At 65.2% G+C, this 21528-nt stretch carries 16 protein-coding genes; 1 reads left to right on the top strand and 15 read right to left on the bottom strand.

The features are described 5' to 3' along the window. Positions 1 to 7: 7 nt before the first annotated feature. From cobA to AOP73_RS09125, 15 genes are all read right to left on the bottom strand, one after another. Positions 8 to 1225 (bottom strand): uroporphyrinogen-III C-methyltransferase, encoded by a 1218-nt coding sequence (cobA, locus tag AOP73_RS09195; protein WP_061965234.1) that lies wholly within the window; start codon positions 1223 to 1225, stop codon positions 8 to 10. Continuing rightward, positions 1222 to 1605 (bottom strand): nitrite reductase small subunit NirD, encoded by a 384-nt coding sequence (nirD, locus tag AOP73_RS09190; RefSeq protein ID WP_061965232.1) that lies wholly within the window; start codon positions 1603 to 1605, stop codon positions 1222 to 1224. Before nirD ends, cobA begins: the two co-directional genes overlap by 4 nt. Next, positions 1602 to 4193 (bottom strand): nitrite reductase large subunit NirB, encoded by a 2592-nt coding sequence (gene nirB, locus AOP73_RS09185; RefSeq protein WP_061965230.1) that lies wholly within the window; start codon positions 4191 to 4193, stop codon positions 1602 to 1604. Before nirB ends, nirD begins: the two co-directional genes overlap by 4 nt. Positions 4194 to 4196: 3 nt before the next feature. Continuing rightward, on the bottom strand, positions 4197 to 5759 hold the full coding sequence (locus AOP73_RS09180) for an FAD-dependent oxidoreductase (protein WP_084626768.1): 1563 nt from the start codon (positions 5757 to 5759) through the stop codon (positions 4197 to 4199). Further along, complete coding sequence (locus AOP73_RS09175; RefSeq protein ID WP_061965226.1) at positions 5759 to 7963, bottom strand: molybdopterin oxidoreductase family protein; 2205 nt, start codon at positions 7961 to 7963, stop codon at positions 5759 to 5761. The genes AOP73_RS09180 and AOP73_RS09175 overlap by 1 nt, the downstream gene beginning before the upstream one ends. A gap of 3 nt (positions 7964 to 7966) precedes the next feature. Further along, a complete protein-coding gene (locus AOP73_RS09170; protein WP_061965224.1) occupies positions 7967 to 9367 on the bottom strand; it encodes an MFS transporter in 1401 nt (466 codons plus the stop codon). Between the two features lie 184 nt (positions 9368 to 9551). Then, the gene (locus AOP73_RS09165; RefSeq protein ID WP_061965222.1) at positions 9552 to 10877 is read right to left on the bottom strand and encodes a glutamate-1-semialdehyde 2,1-aminomutase; all 1326 of its coding nucleotides are present in this window, start codon (positions 10875 to 10877) and stop codon (positions 9552 to 9554) included. A 9-nt stretch (positions 10878 to 10886) separates the two neighbouring features. Then, on the bottom strand, positions 10887 to 11873 hold the full coding sequence (gene hemB, locus AOP73_RS09160; RefSeq protein WP_061965220.1) for a porphobilinogen synthase: 987 nt from the start codon (positions 11871 to 11873) through the stop codon (positions 10887 to 10889). Further along, positions 11870 to 12688 (bottom strand): uroporphyrinogen-III synthase, encoded by an 819-nt coding sequence (locus tag AOP73_RS09155; protein ID WP_152650623.1) that lies wholly within the window; start codon positions 12686 to 12688, stop codon positions 11870 to 11872. Before AOP73_RS09155 ends, hemB begins: the two co-directional genes overlap by 4 nt. Further along, positions 12685 to 13602, bottom strand: a complete 918-nt coding sequence (gene hemC, locus AOP73_RS09150) for a hydroxymethylbilane synthase (RefSeq protein WP_236683571.1) — start codon at positions 13600 to 13602, stop codon at positions 12685 to 12687. The genes AOP73_RS09155 and hemC overlap by 4 nt, the downstream gene beginning before the upstream one ends. 34 nt (positions 13603 to 13636) lie before the next feature. Beyond that, on the bottom strand, positions 13637 to 14308 hold the full coding sequence (locus AOP73_RS09145; protein ID WP_061965214.1) for a copper resistance CopC family protein: 672 nt from the start codon (positions 14306 to 14308) through the stop codon (positions 13637 to 13639). A 133-nt stretch (positions 14309 to 14441) separates the two neighbouring features. Then, entirely contained in the window at positions 14442 to 15047 is a 606-nt protein-coding gene (locus AOP73_RS09140) for a DoxX family protein (protein WP_061965212.1), read from the bottom strand. A 116-nt stretch (positions 15048 to 15163) separates the two neighbouring features. Continuing rightward, the gene (locus AOP73_RS09135; RefSeq protein WP_061965210.1) at positions 15164 to 15787 is read right to left on the bottom strand and encodes a TetR/AcrR family transcriptional regulator; all 624 of its coding nucleotides are present in this window, start codon (positions 15785 to 15787) and stop codon (positions 15164 to 15166) included. Between the two features lie 149 nt (positions 15788 to 15936). Then, positions 15937 to 16521: a DoxX family membrane protein gene (locus tag AOP73_RS09130; RefSeq protein WP_061965208.1), complete on the bottom strand. Its 585-nt coding sequence runs from the start codon at positions 16519 to 16521 to the stop codon at positions 15937 to 15939. A gap of 247 nt (positions 16522 to 16768) precedes the next feature. After that, positions 16769 to 18874: a glycosyl hydrolase family 28-related protein gene (locus AOP73_RS09125; RefSeq protein ID WP_084626765.1), complete on the bottom strand. Its 2106-nt coding sequence runs from the start codon at positions 18872 to 18874 to the stop codon at positions 16769 to 16771. A 367-nt stretch (positions 18875 to 19241) separates the two neighbouring features. Between AOP73_RS09125 and AOP73_RS09120 the strand changes: the two genes are divergently transcribed. Further along, positions 19242 to 21488, top strand: a complete 2247-nt coding sequence (locus AOP73_RS09120; RefSeq protein WP_061965204.1) for an exo-beta-d-1,3/1,6-glucosidase — start codon at positions 19242 to 19244, stop codon at positions 21486 to 21488. The last annotated feature ends 40 nt before the right edge of the window (positions 21489 to 21528 follow it).

Raw genomic sequence — 21528 nt, 5'->3', positions numbered from 1 at the left:
AGCTCCTCTACTGTGGGGTGGCGGCCACGAGCGACGCTAATAGGTCAGGTCGTGCCACCTCTCCGATGACGATAACGGCGGGAGGTTTCACGCCTGTTTCCGACGCGATACGGGCGATGTCAGCCAACGGTCCCCGTGTCACTCGTTCTCGGGCGGTGGTGCCGCTCTCGACCACGGCCACCGGGGTGTCCTCATCAACGCCCGCGGCGATGGCTGCTGACGCAATGGCGGGAAGGGCCGTGACGCCCATCAGCACGACGACGGTGGCACCCGCAAGCATCGAGGCGATGGCCGCCTGGTCAGCACCCGCGTGGCCGGTGGTCACGAGCACCGACGTCGCAACGCCTCGCTGCGTGACGGGAATGCCGACGGACGCGGGCACGGACAGCGCAGACGTCACTCCGGGCACCACCTCGTAGTCGACGCCTGCGCTTAGGCACGCATTGACCTCTTCGCCGCCGCGACCGAACACGAACGGGTCGCCACCTTTGAGCCTCACCACAGACTTGCCCTCCAGCGCGCGCTCCACCAGGATGCGGTTGATCTCCGCTTGCGGCACGGGGTGGTTGTCCGGCGACTTGCCGACATTCACGACCTCGACGTCGTACGGAAGGGACGACAGAATTGCAGAAGATCCCAGCCGATCGGTGACCACCACATCGGCCTCGGAGAGGGCTTGACGTCCACGGATGGTCAACATCCCTGCATCCCCGGGCCCTGATCCCACCAGGATGACGCGACCGGCGCCTGGACGGTGCCGGCGCAAATCCACCTCGCCGCCGTCGACCACCGCTGCAATCGCATCGCGGACTGCGCGCACGCGCGCCGGGTCGGGGGCATCAAGGGACACGACGCCGATGGCGAGATCACCGTGCGTCGACGTCGCGGCCGCGCGTGCGGTGCCTTGCGCAGCATCGGACGCGTTGATACACCACACGCGTAGTTGGGCGGCGCGGGCTGAGAGACGCGCATTGACCTCGCGGTCATCCGTGGCGAGGAGGATGAACCAGGCACCCTCGAGGTCCGCCTCCTCAATGGTGCGCTGTCGCCACTCGATGTCGTGATGACTGGCCAGTCGCGCGATGTCGTCTGAAACCTCGGGTGAGATCACGACCACCTCGGCCCCCTCGGAGAGGAAGCGCCGGAGCCGTCGAGTCGCGACGATGCCACCGCCGGCAACCACAATGCGCTTGTCGCGCAGATCTAATCCAAAGAGTGAGGTCACTCGCCACCTGCCAGGTTGATGTACACCTGGCCATTGTCGCTGGTGATGCGGTAGGTCGCCAAGTTGGGGCTCGCGCCATTCTTGGGTTCCTTGTCCATGGTGCTCAGGCACTCCCCCGTCAGTAGCGAGAAGACCTGCTTGTAGATGGGCGACGCAATGGTGGGGATGTCTCCCTTGGAGCCGGTGATGCCGCGGGATATCACCGACGCGCCTGAGAAGGGGTCGAGGTTCTGCACCGCGTGAACGGAGCCGTCGCTCAGCAAGAACAGTGCTACTTGAGTCTCGCCCACGAGCGCCGCGACGCCCAACTCTGGAGTGAGCTGATCGACGTGACACACACGTACCATCGTCTCGGTGTCTGTGGCGTGAAGAGTGGTCATGAGCGAATCTCCAGGGTGGGCGATGCGATGAGCACGGGAGAATTCTCGCGCTCTTCGTCGGTGGCGGGACGGCGCTGACCGCGCTCGGGCATGTAGGCGAGCGTGGGATCCGGCGTCTCGGGGGCGTTGATGAACGAGCTGAACTGGCGCAGGCGCTCAGGATCACGCAACACCGCCGCCCACTCGTCCTCGTAGGTGTCGACGTGGCGCTCCATGTGTGCGTCCAGGTCAGCGCAGATGCCCAGGGAGTCGTTGACAACGATCTCGCGAATGGCGTCTAGGCCGCCCTCGTAGTCCTGCTGCCAGGGTGCCGTGCGCTGCAAACGATCCGCCGTGCGGATGTAAAACATTAGATAGCGGTCGATGACCTTGAACACCATGTCGTCGTCCACGTCCTCGACCAGGAGCTGCGCGTGTACCGGGGTGAAGCCGCCGTTGCCTCCCACGTAGACGTTCCAACCGTTGTCCGTCGCGATGATGCCCACGTCCTTGCCGCGCGCCTCGGCACACTCACGGGCACATCCGGAGACGCCCATCTTGAGCTTATGGGGGCTGCGCAGGCCGCGGTAGCGCAGCTCGAGCGCGATGGCCATGGTCGTGGAGTCCTGCACCCCGAACCTGCACCAGGTGGAGCCCACGCAGGACTTCACGGTGCGCAGCGACTTGCCGTACGCCTGGCCGGACTCCATGCCGGCGTCCACGAGCCGCTGCCAGATCTCCGGCAACTGCTCGAGGCGGGCGCCGAACAGATCGAGCCGCTGGCCGCCGGTGATCTTGGTGTACAAGCCGTAGTCCTTGGCAACTTGACCGATCAGGATGAGGTGCTCGGGCAGGATCTCGCCTCCGGGAACGCGCGGCACTACTGAATAGGTGCCGTCCTTCTGCATGTTTGCCATGACGCGATCGTTGGTGTCCTGCAGGGCCGCGCGGTCCTCCGCGAGCACGTGCTCATTGTGCAGCGATGCGAGGACGGATCCGATGGTGGGCTTGCAGACGTCGCAGCCGCGCCCCTTGCCAAAACGCTCGATGATCTCCGAGAACGTCCGCAATTCACTGACTTGGATCGCGTCAAAGAGTTGCGCGCGGGAGAACTCAAAGTGCTCGCACAGGGCGTTAGAGATCTCGATACCGGCCTTCTCGAGTTCGGTGCCGACAATCTTTTTGACGAGCGGGAGGCACGATCCACACGACGTACCTGCCTTGGTGCACGCCTTGACCGACGCAATATCGGTGCATTCATGGTCCGTGACGGCACCGCGGATGGTGCCAGCGGAGACGTTATTGCACGAGCACACGTTGGCCGCATCGGGCAACTCGACATTGGGTCGCTCGATCGCTCCCTCGGGAAGGAGCCAGCCGGCAGGGTCGCCGCCCAGCTCGCTGCCGACCATGGGGCGCAGCGAGGCGTAGGACGATGCGTCACCCACCAGGACACCGCCCAACAGGGTACGTGCGTCATCGGTGAGCACGAGCTTCTTGTAGACACCGGCGACGGGGTCCGCGTACACCAGTTCAAGCGCTCCCGGCGTGGTGCCGTGCGCGTCTCCGAACGATGCGACGTCGACGCCGAGCAGCTTGAGCTTCGCAGCGGTGTCGGCGCCCGGAAACTCAGAACTGCCGCCGAGGAGCCGGTCCACGGCGATCTCCGCCATGGTGTTGCCCGGCGCAATAAGACCAATGCAGGCACCCTGGATGCAGGCCACCTCACCGATCGCGCTGACGGATGCGTCGCTCGTCAGGCACGTGTCGTCAACCACGATTCCGCCACGCTCGCCTATGTGAAGGCCAGCCTCGCGGCCCAGTTCGTCGCGCGGCCGCACCCCCGTAGCGAAGACCACGACGTCCGCAAGCTGTTCCCCACCATTGGCGAAGACCAGGTGGCCCACGCGGCCCGTCTTGTTGGGCTTGATGGACTGTGTCGCGGTGTTCACCTTGACGGTCACGCCGAGGTTCTCGACGAGGCGGCCGAGTGCGGCGCCACCACCCTCGTCCACCTGCAAGTTCATCAGGCGATCGTTGAACTGGATCACCGTGCTGGTCGCCCCCAACTCCTGCAGTGCGCCGGCCGCTTCCAGGCCCAGCAGACCGCCACCGATCACGGCCCCGCGAACGGGGCGTCCCTCCTCCTTGGCACGTTCCTCGACGTAGATGCGCAGTGCGGCGACGTCATCGATGGTGCGATAGACGAACACGCCCGGCAGGTCCGCGCCCTCGGTCGGCGGGGTCCAGGCGTAGGAACCTGTGGCCATCACGAGGTGGTCGTATGGGTACGTCTTGCCGTGCTTGTCGGTCACGGTGCGTAATTCGCGGTCGATCTCGACGACGCGTGCGTCGCGGTGAAGGGTGACCAGCGGGTGATCCCACAGGTCGCGGTCCCCCAGTTCCAGGTCTTCGGGGTGGCGACCAGTGAAGTAGCTCGTCAACGCGACGCGGTCGTACGGACGCCGCGGCTCCTCCGCGAGTACGGTGACCGCGAACTCACCGGCGGTATCGCGAGCACGCATAGCCTCGGTGAAGCGGTGAGCGACCATGCCGCCACCCACGACCACGATCTGCTTGGGGCTGGTGGTGTTAGATGTTGCACTCATGGGTCATCCCTTCGTCCGCCCCGCCAGTGCGGGGACTTTGGTGGCCGCGGACTGATCCGCGGGTCGTGAATCTGATGAGACTGTGTCGAGGTCTGGTGCCGCACAGGAGCCGATGATGTCTCCCACGAGAGACCGACAATCGCCGCAGCCGGTTGAGGCTCGAGTGGCACGCGCCACCTCGTCCGTGGTGGTGCAGCCGTCATGGACTGCCGCGACAATCGCGCCCTTGCTGACCGAGTTGCACTGGCAGACGGGGTGATCGTCGTCCATGTCCTCGACAGAAGTCACCACCGTGGCGACAGCACCCGCAAGTGGGCGGATGATCAGGTGTGCTGGATCGCTGGGTACCGGGATCATGCGCGTATACATCGCGCTGAGCTCGGCGGCGGCCACTTTGTCACCCACAACGGTGGCGCCGACGAGGATCCCGTGTGACACCACCACCTCCACAAAGCGGCCGATGCTGGGGTCACTCATGCGCACTGCCCGCAGTTCGCGCTCGCCGTGGTCGAATTTGCCCGACAGTCCCATCGTCACGACGTCCAGGCCGGGCGCTTTGACGCGCACCACATTGGTCAGGTCTGTGTCCATCTCGTCCGCACCCTTCGCACCACTGCCCTGTGAAGCGGCATGCGACTGCGAGCCCGGGCTCACCGACCAGGCGTTGACCAACCGTGCGGCCTGGTCCCAGCCCTGGGCAACGAGGCCCGTCCCGCCCTCAGACGGTTGCGCGCAGTCGCCGATGGCAAAGACTTTGGGATCCGCTGGAGAGGCGAGGTCATCGCCCACCAGGATGCCGCGATCGCATGGCAGGCCCACGTTGCGCGCGAGTGCGGACTCGGTGATGGTGCCGGCGCACATGATCAACATGTCGGCCAAGATCTCGGTGCCGTTGCTGAGCTCCACTGCGCTCAGCACTCCACGGCGCTCCGTGACCCGGTCGACCGAGGAATCGGTGACGACGCTCACGCCCAGGCGGCCCAGCGAGCCCTCCGCGACATTCGAGGCCGCGTCACCGAGTTGGCGCTCCATCAACCTGCCGTGGTGATGAACGAGGGTGACGGACAATCCACGACTCGCCAGGCCGGTCGCGACCTCCAGCCCAAGGACACCTGCACCTAGCACGACCGCTCGGCGGGCGCGCGGAATCTGAGCAACGATCTGCTCGGCGTCCGCCAGGTCCTTGAGTACCGACACTCCCGGCACCAGTCCCAGATCAGTGGCGATGCCGTGAATGTTGGGGATGCGCGCAGCGGAGCCGGTGGCGAACACGAGGCGGTCATAGTGGTGGACCTCGCCCGTGCTGTCGGTGACCGTGCAGTCACCTCGGTTGACTGACACCGCCCTGACTCCCTGCCTCACGTCGATTCGTGGGTGCGACTCCAGCGGCAGCGACAGCATCGAGGCGTCAGACTTTCCTGCCACCACACTCGATAGCAGCACACGGTTGTAGGGAGCCACGTCCTCTTTGGCCAGCACCGTGACGCGAGCGTCGGGGCGGCGGGACACCAAGTCATCGGCGAACCGGGAGCCCACCATGCCGTGACCAATCAACACCACTCTCATCAGGCGGTGGCCCCTTCCGGAATCGGCGCCAGCGTCGCGACGGGTGCGACGGCGACGGCGGTGACCTTGAACTCCGGCATGCCGGAGATCGGGTCGGTGACGTCGTTGGTGAGCAGGTTTGCGCTGCCTGGTCCGGCCCAGTGAAACGGCATGAACACCGTGTCGGGGCGAATGTCAGCGCTCACACGCACACGAGCAATGGCGTGGCCGCGTGCGGTGGCCAGCGTCGCGAACTCCCCTGCCACCAGGCCCATGCGTTCCGCGAACAGGGGATGCACCTCGACAAAGGGCTCGGGCTGCGCTGCCGAGAGTTCCTCGACGCGGCGGGTCTGGGCCCCGGACTGATAGTGCTGCAGCACCCGCCCGGTGACAAGGTACGTCGGCGCACCTTCGCGCACATCGTCGTCCGGTGCGTGATGGTCGACCACCATCATCCGGGCGCGGCCATCTGGGGTGTTGAAGCGGTCGAGGAACACGCGCGGCGTCCCTAGCGGCGTAGCTCCTGACGTCGCAGCGCCCACATCCGTCGCCGGGCAGGGCCACTGCACTCCCTCGCCGTCCAGCATGGGATACGTGATGCCGCTGTAGTCCGCGGTTCCGCCCTTGGACGCCAACGCAAGTTCCGTAAAGACTTCCTCCGCGTCGTCGGAGAAGCCGGTGGTGTAGCCCAGCCGCGCGGCGAGCTCGCGCAGGATCCACAGCTCGGAGCGGACCTGGCCGGGGGCCTCGACTGCTTTGCGACGACGGATGACGCGGCCCTCGAGGTTGGTCATCGTGCCGTCTTCTTCGGCCCATTGCGTGACGGGCAGGATCACGTCGGCGAGCATCGCGGTCTCGGAGGGCACCAGGTCGCTCACCACGAGGAAATCGAGCCGGCCGAGCGCGTCGATAACCTCGCCGGAGTTGGGCGCGGACACCACCACGTTGGAACCGTGCACCAGTAGCGCGCGGGCACCTTCTTGGGTGCCCAAGGCCTTGAGCATCGGCACTGCCGGAATGCCCGCACCGGGCAGGTGATCCGCAGGCACGCCCCATATCCTGGCGACGTACTCGCGTGCGGCGGGGTCGGTGATCATGCGGTATCCGGGAAGCTGGTCCGCCTTTTGGCCGTGCTCGCGTCCCCCCTGACCATTGCCCTGGCCGGTGACGGGGCCAAAGCCTGACCCAGCCACGCCCACAAGACCGAGCGTCAGCGCGAGGTTGATCGCGGCAGTCACACACGCAGTCCCCTGCGACATCTGCTCGACCCCGCGCCCGGTCAGCACGTAGGCGCCGCTACCTCCGTGCACGGGCGCAGCCGCGGCCAGCAGCCGGGCCACGCGTCGAAGTTCATCGGCGGGAATGCCACACACGGCCTCCGCACGCTCCGGCCACCACTGCGCGACCGAGCGGCGAATGGCCTCCCAGCCCTGCGCACGGGATTCCAAGTAATACAGGTCTGCCAGGCCCTCAGCAAAGATGATGTGGGTGAGCGCGAGCACCACCACCATGTCGCTACCTGGTACCGGGGCTAGGTGGATTCCCGCCCCATCGCGCGCCAACTTGGCGGTCACGGTCTCGCGCGGATCCATCACGATCAGCCCACCGCGTGCGCGGCAGCCGGCCAGATGCTGCACGAAGGGCGGCATCGTCACGCCCATGTTGGAACCCAAGACGAACACGGCATCGGCGCCGCCCAGATCCGCGAGGGGGAAGCCTAGCCCTCGGTCCATTCCGAACGCCCGGTTCGAGGCCGCGGCAGCCGAGGACATGCAGAACCGGCCGTTGTAGTCGATGAAGGGCGTCTGCAGGACCACACGCGCGAACTTGCCGAGTAAGTAGGCCTTCTCGTTGGTCAGCCCGCCGCCGCCAAAGATGGCGACTTTGTCCTTGCCATAGCGCTGCTGAATGTCAGCGAGCCGCGAGCTCACCAGGTCGAGCGCCTCATCCCAGCCGGCGGTGCGGAAGCCGCCATCCGCGGTGCGGATCATCGGCTCCGTGATGCGATCGCTTGCGCGTAGCACCTCGGCGGAGGTCCACCCCTTCTGGCACATGCCGCCGCGGTTGGTGGGAAAGTCACGGCCCGTGACCTCGAGCGGCAGTGAGCCGGCCGGGGTTGGCGTCAGCGTCTGGGCGCATTGCAGCGCGCAGTACGGGCAGTGGCTCGCGACCGAACCGCCGGCGGTGGTAGCCGGCGATTCAGTCGCACCTCGTGAGTCAGTCATGAATCAGACGTTCTGCATCCGTGCGCCGGGGCGGAGGAAGAATGCCCACGTCAGGACCGCCATGAAGACGAACACCCCGATGTAGATCTGCAGCGCTGGGACGATCGAGCCGTCGAACGTCGCCTGAGACCACTTGTAGACAAAGGGAATCGCAAAGCCACCAAAGGCGCCAATGGCGGAGATGATGCCCACGGCCCCGGCGGATTGCCGCTTGTATTCGAGCACCGAGTCGTCGGAGCCGTCGCCGTCCTGGTCGCGCAGTCGGTTGAAGATGGACGGGATCATGCGGTACGTCGAGCCATTGCCGATGCCGGTGAAGGCGAACAGCAGAATGAAGCTGAGGAAGAACAGGAACAGGTTTTCCTGTTGGACTCCGAGGACGGCCAGGTATCCACCGACGGCCATCACCATGAAGGAGACCACGGTGATGATGGAGCCGCCGAACCTATCAGCGAGTTTGCCTCCGTAGGGTCGGGCGAGGGAGCCGATCAGCGCCCCCAGGAAGCCCCACGACAGCGCGATGTCTCCGCGGTCAAAGACCACCTTGAGCAGCGTGGGAAATGCCGCGGAATAGCCGATGAAGGAACCGAAGGTGCCGATGTACAGGAAGGCCATCAACCAGGTGTGACCGTGGGTCAGGGCCCGTGCGGTGGGCTTCGGGTCGGCCTTGGCCTCGCGTAGGTTGTCCATGAATACGAAGGACAAGATCGCTGCGGCGACTGCGAGGGGCGCGTACAGCAGACCGGCGGCGGGAAGGCCGATGGCGGAGATGCCGATCGCGAGCGGAACCAGTTTCTGCGCGACAGCGACTCCAATGTTGCCACCAGCCGCGTTCAGGCCCAGCGCCCAACCCTTTTCCTTGTCGGGGTAGAAGAAGGAGATGTTCGCCATCGAGGAGGCGAAGTTACCGCCACCGAGTCCGGCCGTCGCTGCGATCGCGAGCAGCACTCCGAAGGAGGTGTCCGGCTTGCCTAGCACCCACGCCATTCCCAAGGTGGGGATGAGCAGCAGGACCGCAGAGATGACTGTCCAGTTGCGGCCGCCGAAGATCGGCACCGCGAACGTGTAGGGAATTCGCAGAAAGGCTCCGACGCCCGATGCCACGGCAAGCAGGGTAAGTCCCTCACCCGGGGTGAGGGCCCAGCCGCCAGTGCCGGCTTCGAGGAGTACCCCGTTGGAATCGAAGGTGCCGTACATCTTGACGACGACAATGCTCCACAGCAGCCATACGGAGAAGCCGATGTGCTCGGCTAGAATCGAGTAGCAAAGGTTGCGGAAGGCGATGGCCTTGCCCTTGGCCTCCCAGAAGACGTCATTCTCGGGTTCCCAGCGCTCTATCCAGCGGCCCTTGCCGATGACTCCCGGCTCTACCTGGCGAGTCTCGGTGGTGTCGTTGATTGCCATGTGTCCCCTCCCCCTGAGTTGGCTGCGGAGACGTCTGACGGACGTCAACGTCAGTGTCGGACACAACAAAATCTAGGGAGGGGGTGTTACAGGAGGTGCCCCCGCGTGTAAAGCGAGGGAAACTTTTCTCTCACCCCTGGTGCGGGGCGGCTGTGAGAAAGAATGGGACAGGCGGAGCCCGCGACTACGGGCGGGACACCGCCCAGGTGGCGACCGCGTCGGCGACACGGTCGATGTCCGCGAGCGTGTGAGCGCCGGAGAGGAACCAAGCCTCGAACGAGGAAGGGGGCAGGTAGGTACCACTATTGCGCATCGAGTGGAACAGCGACGCGTACGCATCTTGGTCCTGCTCGGCCGCCTGGCCAAAAGTCGTTGGCGGGGTGTCAAGGCCTAAGAAAAAGGAGGCCAGCGTGCCAGCGCGACCGACGGCGTGAGGCATGCTCGCACCCGAGAGCGCGCCCGAAACATTCGCGACGAGGGCGTCGGAATGTGAACCGAGGCGCCCGTAAAAGCCGTCGTCGAGCAGCGACATCGTCGCGAGTCCCGATGCCACGGCGACCGGGTTCCCGGAGAGGGTGCCGGCTTGGTAGACGCTTCCGATCGGCGCGAGTTGTTCCATCAGGTCGGTGCGTCCCGCGAGCGCCGCAACGGGCAGTCCCCCGCCGATGACCTTGCCGAAGGTGACGAGGTCCGGCACCCATGGTTCGCTGCCGCGGGCGACGGCGGCGTCTCGCTCCACACCCCAATAGCCGGCGGGCCCCGCACGGAAGCCGGTGAGCACCTCATCGAGGATGAAGACCGCGCCCTCGTTGCGGCACAGCGACGCGATCAGCTCGTTGAACCCGAGTGGAGGCTCGACGACCCCCATGTTGGATGGCGCGGCCTCGGTGATCACCGCGGCGATGCGCGCGCCGTGTTCGGCAAACGCGTCGGTGAGCGCCGCATCGTCCCCGTAGGGCAGGACGATGGTCTGGGCGGCGATGGCTGCCGTCACCCCACCGCTGTCGGGAACGCCGGAGGTGGCGAGCCCGGAGCCCGCGGCGACCAGCAGGCCGTCCGAGTGTCCGTGATAACAGCCAGCGAACTTCACGACCAGGTCGCGGCCCGTCGCGCCGCGCGCCAGCCTGACAGCCGTCATGGTCGCCTCGGTGCCGGTGCTGACCAGGCGAACCCGCTGGGCCGGGGCGTAGCGGGCACGGATGGTCTCCGCGAGCTCAATCTCGGCCTCGGTGGATGCCCCAAAACTAAGGCCCTTGGCCGCGGCCCTTTGCACCGCATCCACTACCTGCGGGTGGGCGTGACCGACGATCGCTGCACCCCATGAGCACACCATGTCTACATAGGTCTGACCCGCGGCGTCGGTGACGTGAGCCCCCGTGGCCGAGGCGATCGGCACGGGGTGGCCACCGACTCCGTTCCACGCGCGCACCGGCGAGTTCACTCCTCCGGGCGTGATGTCCGCCGCGCGCGCGGCGAAGGCGTCAGCGTCGAAGTGTGCAGCGTCAGTCATATGGGTTCCTTAACTTTCTTTGAGCCAGGCGGCAAGGTCCAGCGCCGCGTAGGTGACGACAATGTCGGATCCTGCGCGCGCCATCGACGTCAATGCCTCGAGGTGAGCTGCGCGGCGGTCCAGCCAGCCGCGCTCGGCGGCGGCTTCGATCTGGGAGTATTCCCCGGACACGTGATACGCGGCCACCGGCACGCGGGAGGCGGCGGCGACCTCGGCGAGCACGTCGAGGTACGGCAGTGCAGGCTTCACCATCACGATGTCCGCACCTTCGGCTTCGTCGATCTCCGCCTCGAGGACGCCTTCACGCCCGTTGCCGGGATCCATTTGATACGTCTTGCGGTCGCCCTCAAGTTCGCTCTGTACGGCCTCGCGGAAGGGACCATAGAATGCCGACGCATACTTGGCCGCATAGGCGAGTAGCGAGGTGTCCGTCAGGCCCGCATCGTCCAGCACGGCCCGAACGTAGGCCACCTGGCCGTCCATCATGCCGCTGAGCCCCAACACGTGGGCACCTGCCCGCGCCTGCGCGAGCGCCATGTCGCCGTAGGCGCCCAGGGTCGCGTCATTGTCGACGTTGCCGTTGGTATCGAGGAGCCCGCAGTGCCCGTGATCGGTGAACTCGTCGAGGCACAAATCTGCCATCACCACGAGCCGACCGTCCGCCGCCGCGACTGCCCGCGCGATCGCGCGGTTCAGGATGCCATCCGGGTCGGCTCCGGCCGAGCCGGTGGCATCCCTCGTGGTGGGGATCGCGAACAGCATGACGGCGCCGATGCCAGCCTGGGCGGCCTCGTTCACGAGCGCCGCGAGCGAATCCAGGGTGTGGTGACTCACGCCTGGCAGCGAGGCGATGGGCTGGGGTTCGGTGATGGACTCGTGCACAAAGATGGGCAGCACCAGGGCGTCGGCGCTGAGACGGGTCTCTCGCACCAGAGTGCGCATGGCGGGCGAGACTCGCAGTCGGCGAGGGCGGCGCTGGGGTCCGGTGTGGGTCATGAGTCCTCCGCGGAGTCGTGGGCTGGTGCTAGTTCTTGAGCGGATGCGCCACCCGCCTGTGTGAGCGCGTCGACGAGTGCGTCGACGATGCCGTCGTAGGACGGCGTGGTGGCCACCGCGGTGACGCTCAGGCCGGCCGCGACGGCGGATGCCGCGGTGGTGGCTCCGATAGCGACGATGCGGGTGCCGGCGGCGACATCCGGGCATTGCGCGGCGAACCTTTCGGCGACGGACCCGGAGGTCAGCAACACCGCGTCAAGGTCACCGTCCCGTAGTGCGGCGATCGTCTCGGGCCCCACTCCCGGCCCATCGACTGTCCGGTAGGCCTCGACCGCGTCGACGGTCCACCCCTTGCGTTCCAGGCCGCGAGTCAATACGGGTGACGCCAGGTTTCCCAGGGGCGCGAGCACTCGACCTGGCCCCTCGGGCATATCGGCGACGATTCCCGCCGCGTTGGCCTTGCCCGATGGCAGCAGTGACACGTCGAGTCCGACCTCCACGCACACGCCCACGGTGGACTCGCCCACTGTCGCCACCTTTGCCGCTGGCTGTGGCTCAGCGAGCGTGGTACCGGCGGTGGCGGCGAGTTCCGCCATGGCGGTGACCGCGTTGCGGCTCGTGACCGCCATCCAGTCGTACTGACCCGAACACCACCTGGCGGTAGCGATGGCGAGATCCGCGGGGGTGGACGACGGTGCGATGGCGATGAACTCCACCTCGTCGACCTGCATCCCAGCGTCACTCAGCCTGTCCGCGAGGGCTCTGCGTCGCTCGGTGACCGGCACCAGCACTCGCGCTCCCCGCAGGATGCTCACGACCGACCCATCAGCCGGGCGGCACCTCTACCCATCAGCGCCCAGCCAGCGGACTTACCGATGGATTCGGCGCGCACCGACTCGCCAGAGTCGATTTCGTTGAGCACCAGCGTTCCCGCGAGGTTGGTGACCCGCGCGGTGAGTTTCAGTTCGGAGCCATTGACGGTGGCGTGCGCGGCGACCGGTGCCGAGCACCCCGCGTCGAGGATTCCGAGCGTCGCGCGTTCGGCTGTCACTGCGGCGCGGGTCTGAGGGTGGTCGATCGCGCCGACAAGGTCGATCAGGTCCTTCGGGGCGTCGTTGCGAACCTCTACGCCCAGGGCCCCTTGACCGGGGGCGGGAACCATCTGCGTAACGTCGAAGAACTCGGAGACTTCATCAGACCGGCCCAATCTGGCCAACCCAGCCGCGGCCAAGATCACCGCATCAAAGTCGTTTCCCACGCGCCCCAATCGCGAGTCCACGTTGCCTCGCAGGTCGGCGACCTGGAGGTCTGAGCGCAACGCCCTGACTTGAGCCGCTCGCCGCGGTGAACTGGTACCCACGCGGGCGCCATCGGGCAACTCCGCGAGGGTCAGGCCGTCTGCGCACAGTGCGTCGCGCACGTCCTCCCGCTCCGTCACTGCCACCATGGTGAGCTCAGGGTGTGCACCCACGGGCATGTCCTTGAGCGAGTGGACAATCAGGTCGCACTCATCGTTCAAGAGCGCATCGCGCAGCGCGTTGACGAACACCCCCACCTCACTAAGACCCACCAGCGAGCCCTGGGTGCGGTCGCCCTTGGTCGAGATCTCGACCAACTCGACAGTCACCTCGTGGCCCTGCGCGGCGGCGCGCGCGACGATGTCGTCGGCGACCATTCCTGACTGCGTCGTCGCCAGGGTGGAGGCGCGCGTGCCGAGGCGAAGATTCATACTCATTAGCGTCCCACAATGCTCGACTGCGCGGTCACGACTGGGGGGTGTCCCCGCTATGAGACGGAGGGTCATCTGTTGCGGTCGCCGGGCGCGATCCGGCGCGCCACACGACGACGCCCACCACGATGCCTACGAACAAGCCGATTCCGATGACCCACCACCACACGGATGAGCTCGACTCTTGCTCGAGGGGAGCGCTAATGGGAACGGCGCTTGCCGAGGGCTCCGAGATCAGGCTCGGGGAGGGAGCGGAAATCTGAGTCGGCACTGGAGCCGCACTTTCACTCGATTCCGGGGAGGGCGATGCCGGCCCCGGCGCGAACGGGGACGCGCTCTCGCTCGGCGTTGCGGCCGGCGCGTAAGTGAACGCGATGGTGTCCTCGAGGGGGTGGCCGTCGTTCGCTACCACGCGCCAGTCCACCACGTAGTCTCCGGCGGTCAGGTCTGCGGGCAGGGGCGCAGTGAGAACTCGCGGCACCGTCAGGTCGATGGCCAGGTCTAGCGTCGTGCCCTCCGCGTCGGTCAGCGTCACCGAGTTCCCGATGTCCAAGAGTTCTTCTGAGAACTCCAGCTCGACGTCCGTGAGTTCGGTGAGCACGTCGCCGTCTGCGGGCGTCTCGCTGATGAGCGACGTATGAGCGCTAGCTGCGGGTGCGACGACAAGTGCGAGGCCTGACGCGAGTGCCAGCACGACGATTTTCATGGGACTGAGTAAAGCGCGGTTCATGCGATCCATTCTCCCACCTCGTGCGCGGGGTCATCTCCACCGCTCGGTGCATGGCAAAGGCGGGGTCCGCGGCATCATGTGCACGCGTGACCCCGCCCGAAGAACGCGGCTAGATGAGCCAGCGGTTCTTCTGAACGACACCCATTCCACGCCACCACTTGCCGAGGCCGATGGACTGGCGAGCGAGTTCTAGTTGGACGCACGCGACGATCGCGAGGATCTCGATGATGTGCTCGTCAATAAAGGGGTTGGTGGTGTTTCCACCCTGGTTGGGCCAAGAGTGCGAGATGTACATCATGGACAGCATCAGGATGCCCGCCCACATGGCAATGCGGGTCCCGATGCCGAGCATCAGCGCCAAGCCGATGCCGGCGAGACCAAGCATGAAGGGCCAGTCGGTCCATGCCTGTGTGCCGAGGTTGGCGAAGAAGTCGGCAAAGGGGCCAGTGGAACTGCCCAGATACCCTTCGGTGATTCGCGAACCATGGATCCACGCGGCGTCACACCCCACAGTGATGTCGCCCGTGTCCCTGTCGCGGCAGGTCGAGAATCCCAGACCAAAGAGCTTGTCAAGGAAGGCCCAGAGAAAAATGAAGCCGATGGCGATGCGGAGCAGGCTGAGGAATGGCCAGCCTCCTCGACCCGCTACTTCGACGTGGCGCGGTGCAGCGGACGCCTCCGGAGTGTTGTCCATCATCATTGTGTCGTTCGTCATAGCGATGTCCCCATTCGTATGTCGAGCAGCAGCCCGAGCGACCGTCCATGGCCACTACACAAAAAAATACGCCGATTTGCTGTGCGCCGCGAGGGGAAACCGCTGGTGTGAGGCTGTTAGACGGTGAAGCTAACGTCGCGCTGAATGTGCGTGCGCAACGCCTCCGACATGTCGACGCCGTCGTTGTCGAGCAACCATTGCACCTGCAGGCCGTCCATGAGCGCGATCACTTGCTGCGCGGCGCGGCGCGGCTGTACGCCCGCTACTAATCCGCCTTGCTCTTCCACCTCGGCATAGGCGCGCGCGACTTCGTCCACCAGGCGCGCGTAGCGGTCCTGAAAGAACTGGTGGGCAGGGTGCTCGACCGAGGTGGACTCGGCGGACACCACCACGAACAATTCGACAATGCCGGGACGGCTTTGATTCACCTGGGCTGAGCGCACCAGCCTCCGCAACACGTCGATACCGGAGTCGTTGGCGGTGGCGTGTTCCGCCCGATCGACCTGATCGCGGTGATCCAGGACGGCAAGGAGCAGCGCCTCCTTGGTGGGAAAGTGATACAGCAGACCGGGGTGCGATATTCCGCATCTGGAGGCGATGTCGCGCAATGACGCGCCGCGATATCCCTGCTCTCCGAACTGAGTCAAGGCCGTCCGCAAAATGAGGGTACGAGTTTGGTCGCCCTTGCGCGTAGCGCTTGTTGCGGGGCCGTCATCGACTCGAGTCTGTTCACTCGTCATGTTGCTACCTTAGTTTACCTACCAGGTGGTAGCGCCGGGCCCTCTGCGCCAGTCCCCCAGGCGACAGATAGTGCTGGTGGGCGTCCGGGCGCGCAAAGAGGCGGGGCCCGCGCGCCTGGAGCACGCGGGACCCCGCCCGACGAATGCGGCTAGATGAGCCAGCGGTTCTTCTTCACAATCTCCAGCTTCTTCCACTTCTCACCGAGGCCAATCTTCTGCACGAAGTGAATCTCGAGAATCACGATGGCGAAGATCGCGACAGCGTTGATCATGTGGTCATCGACGAACGGGTTGGTCGTGTTGCCCCCTTGTCCAGGCCATGCGTGCGACACGTACATCATGGCGAGCAGAGCGGCGCCACCGACGGCGGCGATGCGTGTGCCGATGCCAAGGATGAGGGCCAGGCCCACGCCGGCCAGGCCAATCATGAAGGCCCAGTCAGTCCACGGCTGCGAGCCAAGGCTCACAAAGAAGTCCTTCAGGGGACCTGAGGACGACCCCAGGTAGCCCTCGGTGATGCGGCCGCCATTGATCCATGAGGCGTCACAGTTGAGGGTGATGGCTCCACTCTCACGGTCGCGACACGTCGAGAATCCGAGCCCAAACGTCTTGTCGAGGAATGCCCACAGAAAGGTGAATCCAATCAGGATTCGCGTGACACTGAGCAAGACCCAGCCCGCGCGTCCCTTAATCGGCGCCGCAACCTCGGTGGCACTGCCAGTTTCCGCACTCATTTCAGTTCTCCTCTGATTCAGTCAGCTGCCAGCGACCTCGGGACTGAGTATCACTTCTAAGCAACCTGATGACTTCAGATTAGGGTCGCCCGCTGGCACCAATACCGGACTTTCGTCCCCCCTACCTGGAACGATTCGTCCGATGCGCGCAATCACTAGGACCGCCACATTTCTGGCATGCGCAATGCCGGGGCGTCTGGCGTAACCCAGGCACCCCGGCATCGGGCGTTGCTAGCCTTCCAAGGAGTTATGGGGTGACAGGCTGCTCCCACGACGAGGGTGCCGGGGCCGGGTTGAGCGGCCCGTCGTCCAAGCACGTGATGGTGTTGGGGATGTACCGCGTGAACCAGTTGGTGACGCCGGGTTCCCACGGGTTGTTGTCGACACCATCGTTTCCGCCGCCGTCAATAAACGAGAACTCGGATCCGTCGTCCCAGTCCCAGTTAAACGCGCCACAGTTGTTGATACCGCGTTCGCCGATGTTGCGGGCGTCCACGTTCGTGAACGTCGCGGAGCCGGCGCTCCTTGCGGATACCGCACCGAAGCCAGTGCCATCGATGCGCACATCTTCGACGTTGATTCCGTCGATGACGTAGTCATCCTTGACGCCCCACTCGGTGACGAACATCATCGCGTAATAGGTGCTGTCCAGGAAGTGGTCACCCACAATCTGGATGTCCGCATCGATGCTCCTGTCGAGCGCGTAGATCCACAGGGCTCCCATACCGATGTTCCAGTTGAGTTCGCGCGAGCCGGCCCTCACCACGGTGTTGTCGGTGACTGAAATGGTCCCCGCGAACGGCTCGGCCCCAAAGCGGCTACCCAGGTGGATGCCGCTGCCCTCGCGAACCGGGTCGGCTACCAGGTTGTTGGACACCGTGATGTCCTCGCCACCATAGATCGCGATGCCGTTCGCCAGCACGGGCGACTGCACCGTGTTGTGATCGAAGGTGTTGCGGGCGTTGGTGATGGAATCCGCCCACATCGCCAGGCCATCGTCTCCGGTATTGCGAATAAAGTTGTTCGTCGCGTGTGAGTCCGTCACGCCTTTGTGGAAGTTCAGCGCGTCGGCAATCTGATTGACGAAGATGTTGTTCGTGACGGACACGTTCGACATGGGTCCGTCTAGCCAGACCGCCACCTTGGTGTGGTTGACATGGAGGCCGTCAAAGGTGGAGTCACTAAACGCGCCACCGATGCCGTTGACCTGGTCGGTATCGATGCGCTCGCGGACGTCGCCCTCGATCGCAAAGCCGGAGAGGTGCACGTTGGAGCTGCCACCGTCCTCGGCCCACTTGCCGTAGAAGCCGACGCCCGTGTGGATAGAGCCATCGGCGGCCGGCTCGTCGAGAGCAACCTCGGAGCCCTTGAACGTGGTGTACCAGTGACCGGCGCCCTCGATCGTGACATCATCGACGATGATGTGGCGGTCAACCTTGTAGGTGCCCGGCGGGACGTAGACGGACGTCCCGCGCTTTTTCGCCAAGGCAATCGCTCGGTCGATAGCATCGGCCGAGTCACGCTTGCCCTTGGGATCCGCGCCGGTCGACATCACGTTGACGGCGTGGGGGTTCTTGTAGGGCTTGCCCACAAGCTCCGTGTCGAGCACGTCGATCACGGTGTACTCCGCGGCGCTGGACGTAGGAACCCTGAGGGTGACGACGTCGCCCGCGCGATAGGTCTTGCCGAGCAAGAGACGCTGCTCGTCATAGAAGTGGAAGGGTCGAAACGGCTTCTCAAAGCCCTCCGGCTCGGTAACCCCAGGCACGCCACCGAACTCGCTCACCCACCAGTCGGGGTGCAGCAGGCCGGAGTTCGGGTCGTTGGTGAATGGGTACTGGTTGTAGAGCCACGAGTACTCGGACGTGAGGGTCATGGTCCTGTCCTTGCCCCGCGGAAGGTCTACCTCAAGGGGCGCCGTGATGCCGCCACCATCGGCGGAATCTGGAATCGCGTAGCGAACCGTGATGGCGTTGGTGTCATTCGGCAGGGTGAACTTCACCCACTGCCCCGGAGCGAGACTCACGGCGGAACGGCCCGTCGCCTCGGACGCCAGGGTGTAGGCATCGCGACTCTCGGCAAGCACGGTTCCGTTGTGGTCGGCATCTACCGCGCGCTGCTCCTCGAAGGCGACTTCCGCGCCGCGGTGATCGACAATGAGCGCTGGGTCGAGGCCCGCACGCGTGACTACAGGGCTCGCGGGCAAGGTCTTCGTCTTTGCGGTGGCCACGGTCGCGCCGCCCGCAACGAGAGCGACGGCGGCCACCGCGGCCGTTGTCGCGATGAGGGTGCCGCGTCGGGCGGCATCGTGTCGGTGGTGGTGCCCTGTTGGGCGTGGTTGTCGTGTCGTCATTGACTCGTCCCCTTGGGTGATATGCCGCGCGGCGATCGCGACGGCCTTGCGCGCACCCGGGCATCGTCGCCTGGGTGCTGACCGCTATCAAAGCGGGTCGCTTCCGCTTTGGCTACCCAAAATCGCAATTTCTCTCTCTTTAGTTCGATTTTTGCGTAAATCGTCACAAACCAGCCAAACGTTTGCGCTCTGGTGACCCTCAGCGTCTCCAGATTGCGCAAGTTGCGTGCAGCAACGAAAGGACGGGACTGGAGCGGAGGGGCCGAACAGCGGGATTTACTTACTAGTGAGTAAGTAAATCCGATATAATAGACTCGAAACGATTCGTCACGAGCGTGTGCGACCGCTACCACCCAAGGACAATTTTGTGAACGCCTCTCCGTACCTGGACTCCTCGCTTCCTACCTCTCAGCGAGTTGAAGACCTCATCGCCCGCATGACGCTGGCCGAGAAGGTCGGCCAGATGATGCAACTCACGGCGACTGATGGCGTCCAGTCGATCATCGAAGACTTCCATGTCGGGTCGATTCTTCATACCTCGCCTGACCGAGTACTCGAGGCGCACACCTGGACCGAGAAGTCTCGCCTACAGATCCCACTGCTCGTGGGCGAAGACTGCATTCACGGTCACTCCTTCTGGAAGGGTGCCACCATCTTCCCCACGCAGCTCGGCATGGCCGCAACGTGGGACGCGGACCTCCTGGAGCGCGTCGCACGCGCCACCGCCGTCGAGGTCGCCGCCACCGGCATCCACTGGACCTTCTCCCCTGTCCTGTGCATTGCACGCGACCTGCGCTGGGGCCGAGTCAGCGAGACGTTTGGCGAGGATCCATACCTGATTGGCGAGCTCGCATCGGCGATGGTCAAGGGTTATCAGGGTGACGGCCTTGGCGACCCCACGGCCATTCTGGCCACTGCCAAGCACTTCGCTGGCTACTCCGAGACTCAGGGCGGGCGCGACGCGTCCGAGGCGGACATCTCGCGTCGCAAGCTGCGCGCCTGGTACCTGCCCCCATTCGAGCGGGTCGCCCGGGAGGGCAGCGCCACCTTCATGCTGGGCTACCAGGCCACCGACGGCGTGCCCATCACCATCAACGACTGGCTTCTCAAGGACATCCTGCGTGAGGAGTGGGGATACTCCGGCACGCTGATCACGGACTGGGACAACGTCGGCAACCTGGTGCGCGAACAGCGCCTGTTCCCCGACTACGCCCAGGCTTCGGCCGCAGCAGTCAACGCCGGCAACGACATGATCATGACCACGCCCGCGTTCTTCCAGGGAGCCCAGGACGCCGTCGCACAGGGCTTGCTGGAGGAATCGCGCATTGACCAGGCCGTTGCCCGCATCCTTACCCTGAAGTTCGAGTTGGGACTGTTTGAGAATCCTCGCATGCCCGACCCGTCGCTCCAGGACGCCAATATCGCCACCCCGGCGCATACCGACATTAACCTCGAGTCAGCGCGCCGCTCGCTGGTGCTACTCCAGAACGACGGCACCCTGCCCCTCCCGCTCGACGCCACCAAACGTATTGCCGTCGTCGGACCGAATGCAGACGACGCACAGACCCAGTTGGGGGATTGGGCGGGTTCGTCCGGTCAGGCCCCCTGGCTGATGGATGGCCACCCTCGTGAGCAGATCACGACGGTTCTCGATGGACTCACCAACCTGACCCCCGACGGCTGGACTGTGACGCACTCTCGCGGTGCGGACATCCTGACGTTGGGCGAGGACCCTGCCGGCGCCTTCTTCGCCGATGGCCAACCGCGCCCGCAGGTGGTCTTTCCCAGCGAGCCGAACAGGGACATGATCGCCGATGCCGTGGCGGCCGCGCGTGACGCAGACTATGTGGTGGCAGTGGTGGGTGACCGCATCGAACTGATTGGCGAGGGAAGGTCCACCGCGACGCTCGACCTCATCGGCGGCCAGGTGGCCCTGCTCGACGCCCTGGCCTCGACGGACACGCCCATGATTGTGGTGGTACTCGCGTCCAAGCCGCTTGTCCTCCCGCCCTCCGCACATCAAGCCGCCGCCATCATCTGGGCCGCGAACCCCGGCATGGTTGGAGGACAGGCCCTTGCCGAGCTGATCTTGGGCCATATCGAGCCAAGCGGACGCCTGCCCATCTCCTTCGCGCGTCACGTGGGCCAGCAACCCACGTTCTACAACCAGATCGACGCCCAGCACGGCACCCGCTATGCGGATCTCACCCAGGAGCCTGCGTGGGTGTTCGGCGAGGGCTTGTCCTACACGACCGTTGAGTATTCCGGCCTGAGCATCGAGCGGGCCGACCTGGGCCGGAACGACACGGTCCGCGCCACTGTCACCATCACGAACACGGGTGATCGCCCCACGCGCGAAACCATTCAGGTGTACGTGCGAGACGTCAACACGTCCGCTACGTGGGCGGACCGTGAACTCAAGTCTCACTCGCACGTGGACCTCCAGCCTGGCGAGTCTGCACACGTGGACATTTCCGTGCCGGTCGCAGACTGCTCGATGGTGAATGCGCGCGCCGAGCGGATAGTTGAAGCGGGAGACTTCGACCTGCTCGTGGGGCCATCGTCCCGCCTGGAGTCGCTCCTGAGCGCGCGCTTCACGGTGCGCGAGCCCTAAAACCTACCGCGTGGCAAGTAAAGTCTGAAAATTCCGGGAG

The sequence above is a fragment of the Demequina aurantiaca genome (assembly GCF_000975135.1).
Taxonomy (GTDB): Bacteria; Actinomycetota; Actinomycetes; order Actinomycetales; family Demequinaceae; genus Demequina; species Demequina aurantiaca.
This window is presented reverse-complemented; position numbering and strand designations above follow the sequence as displayed.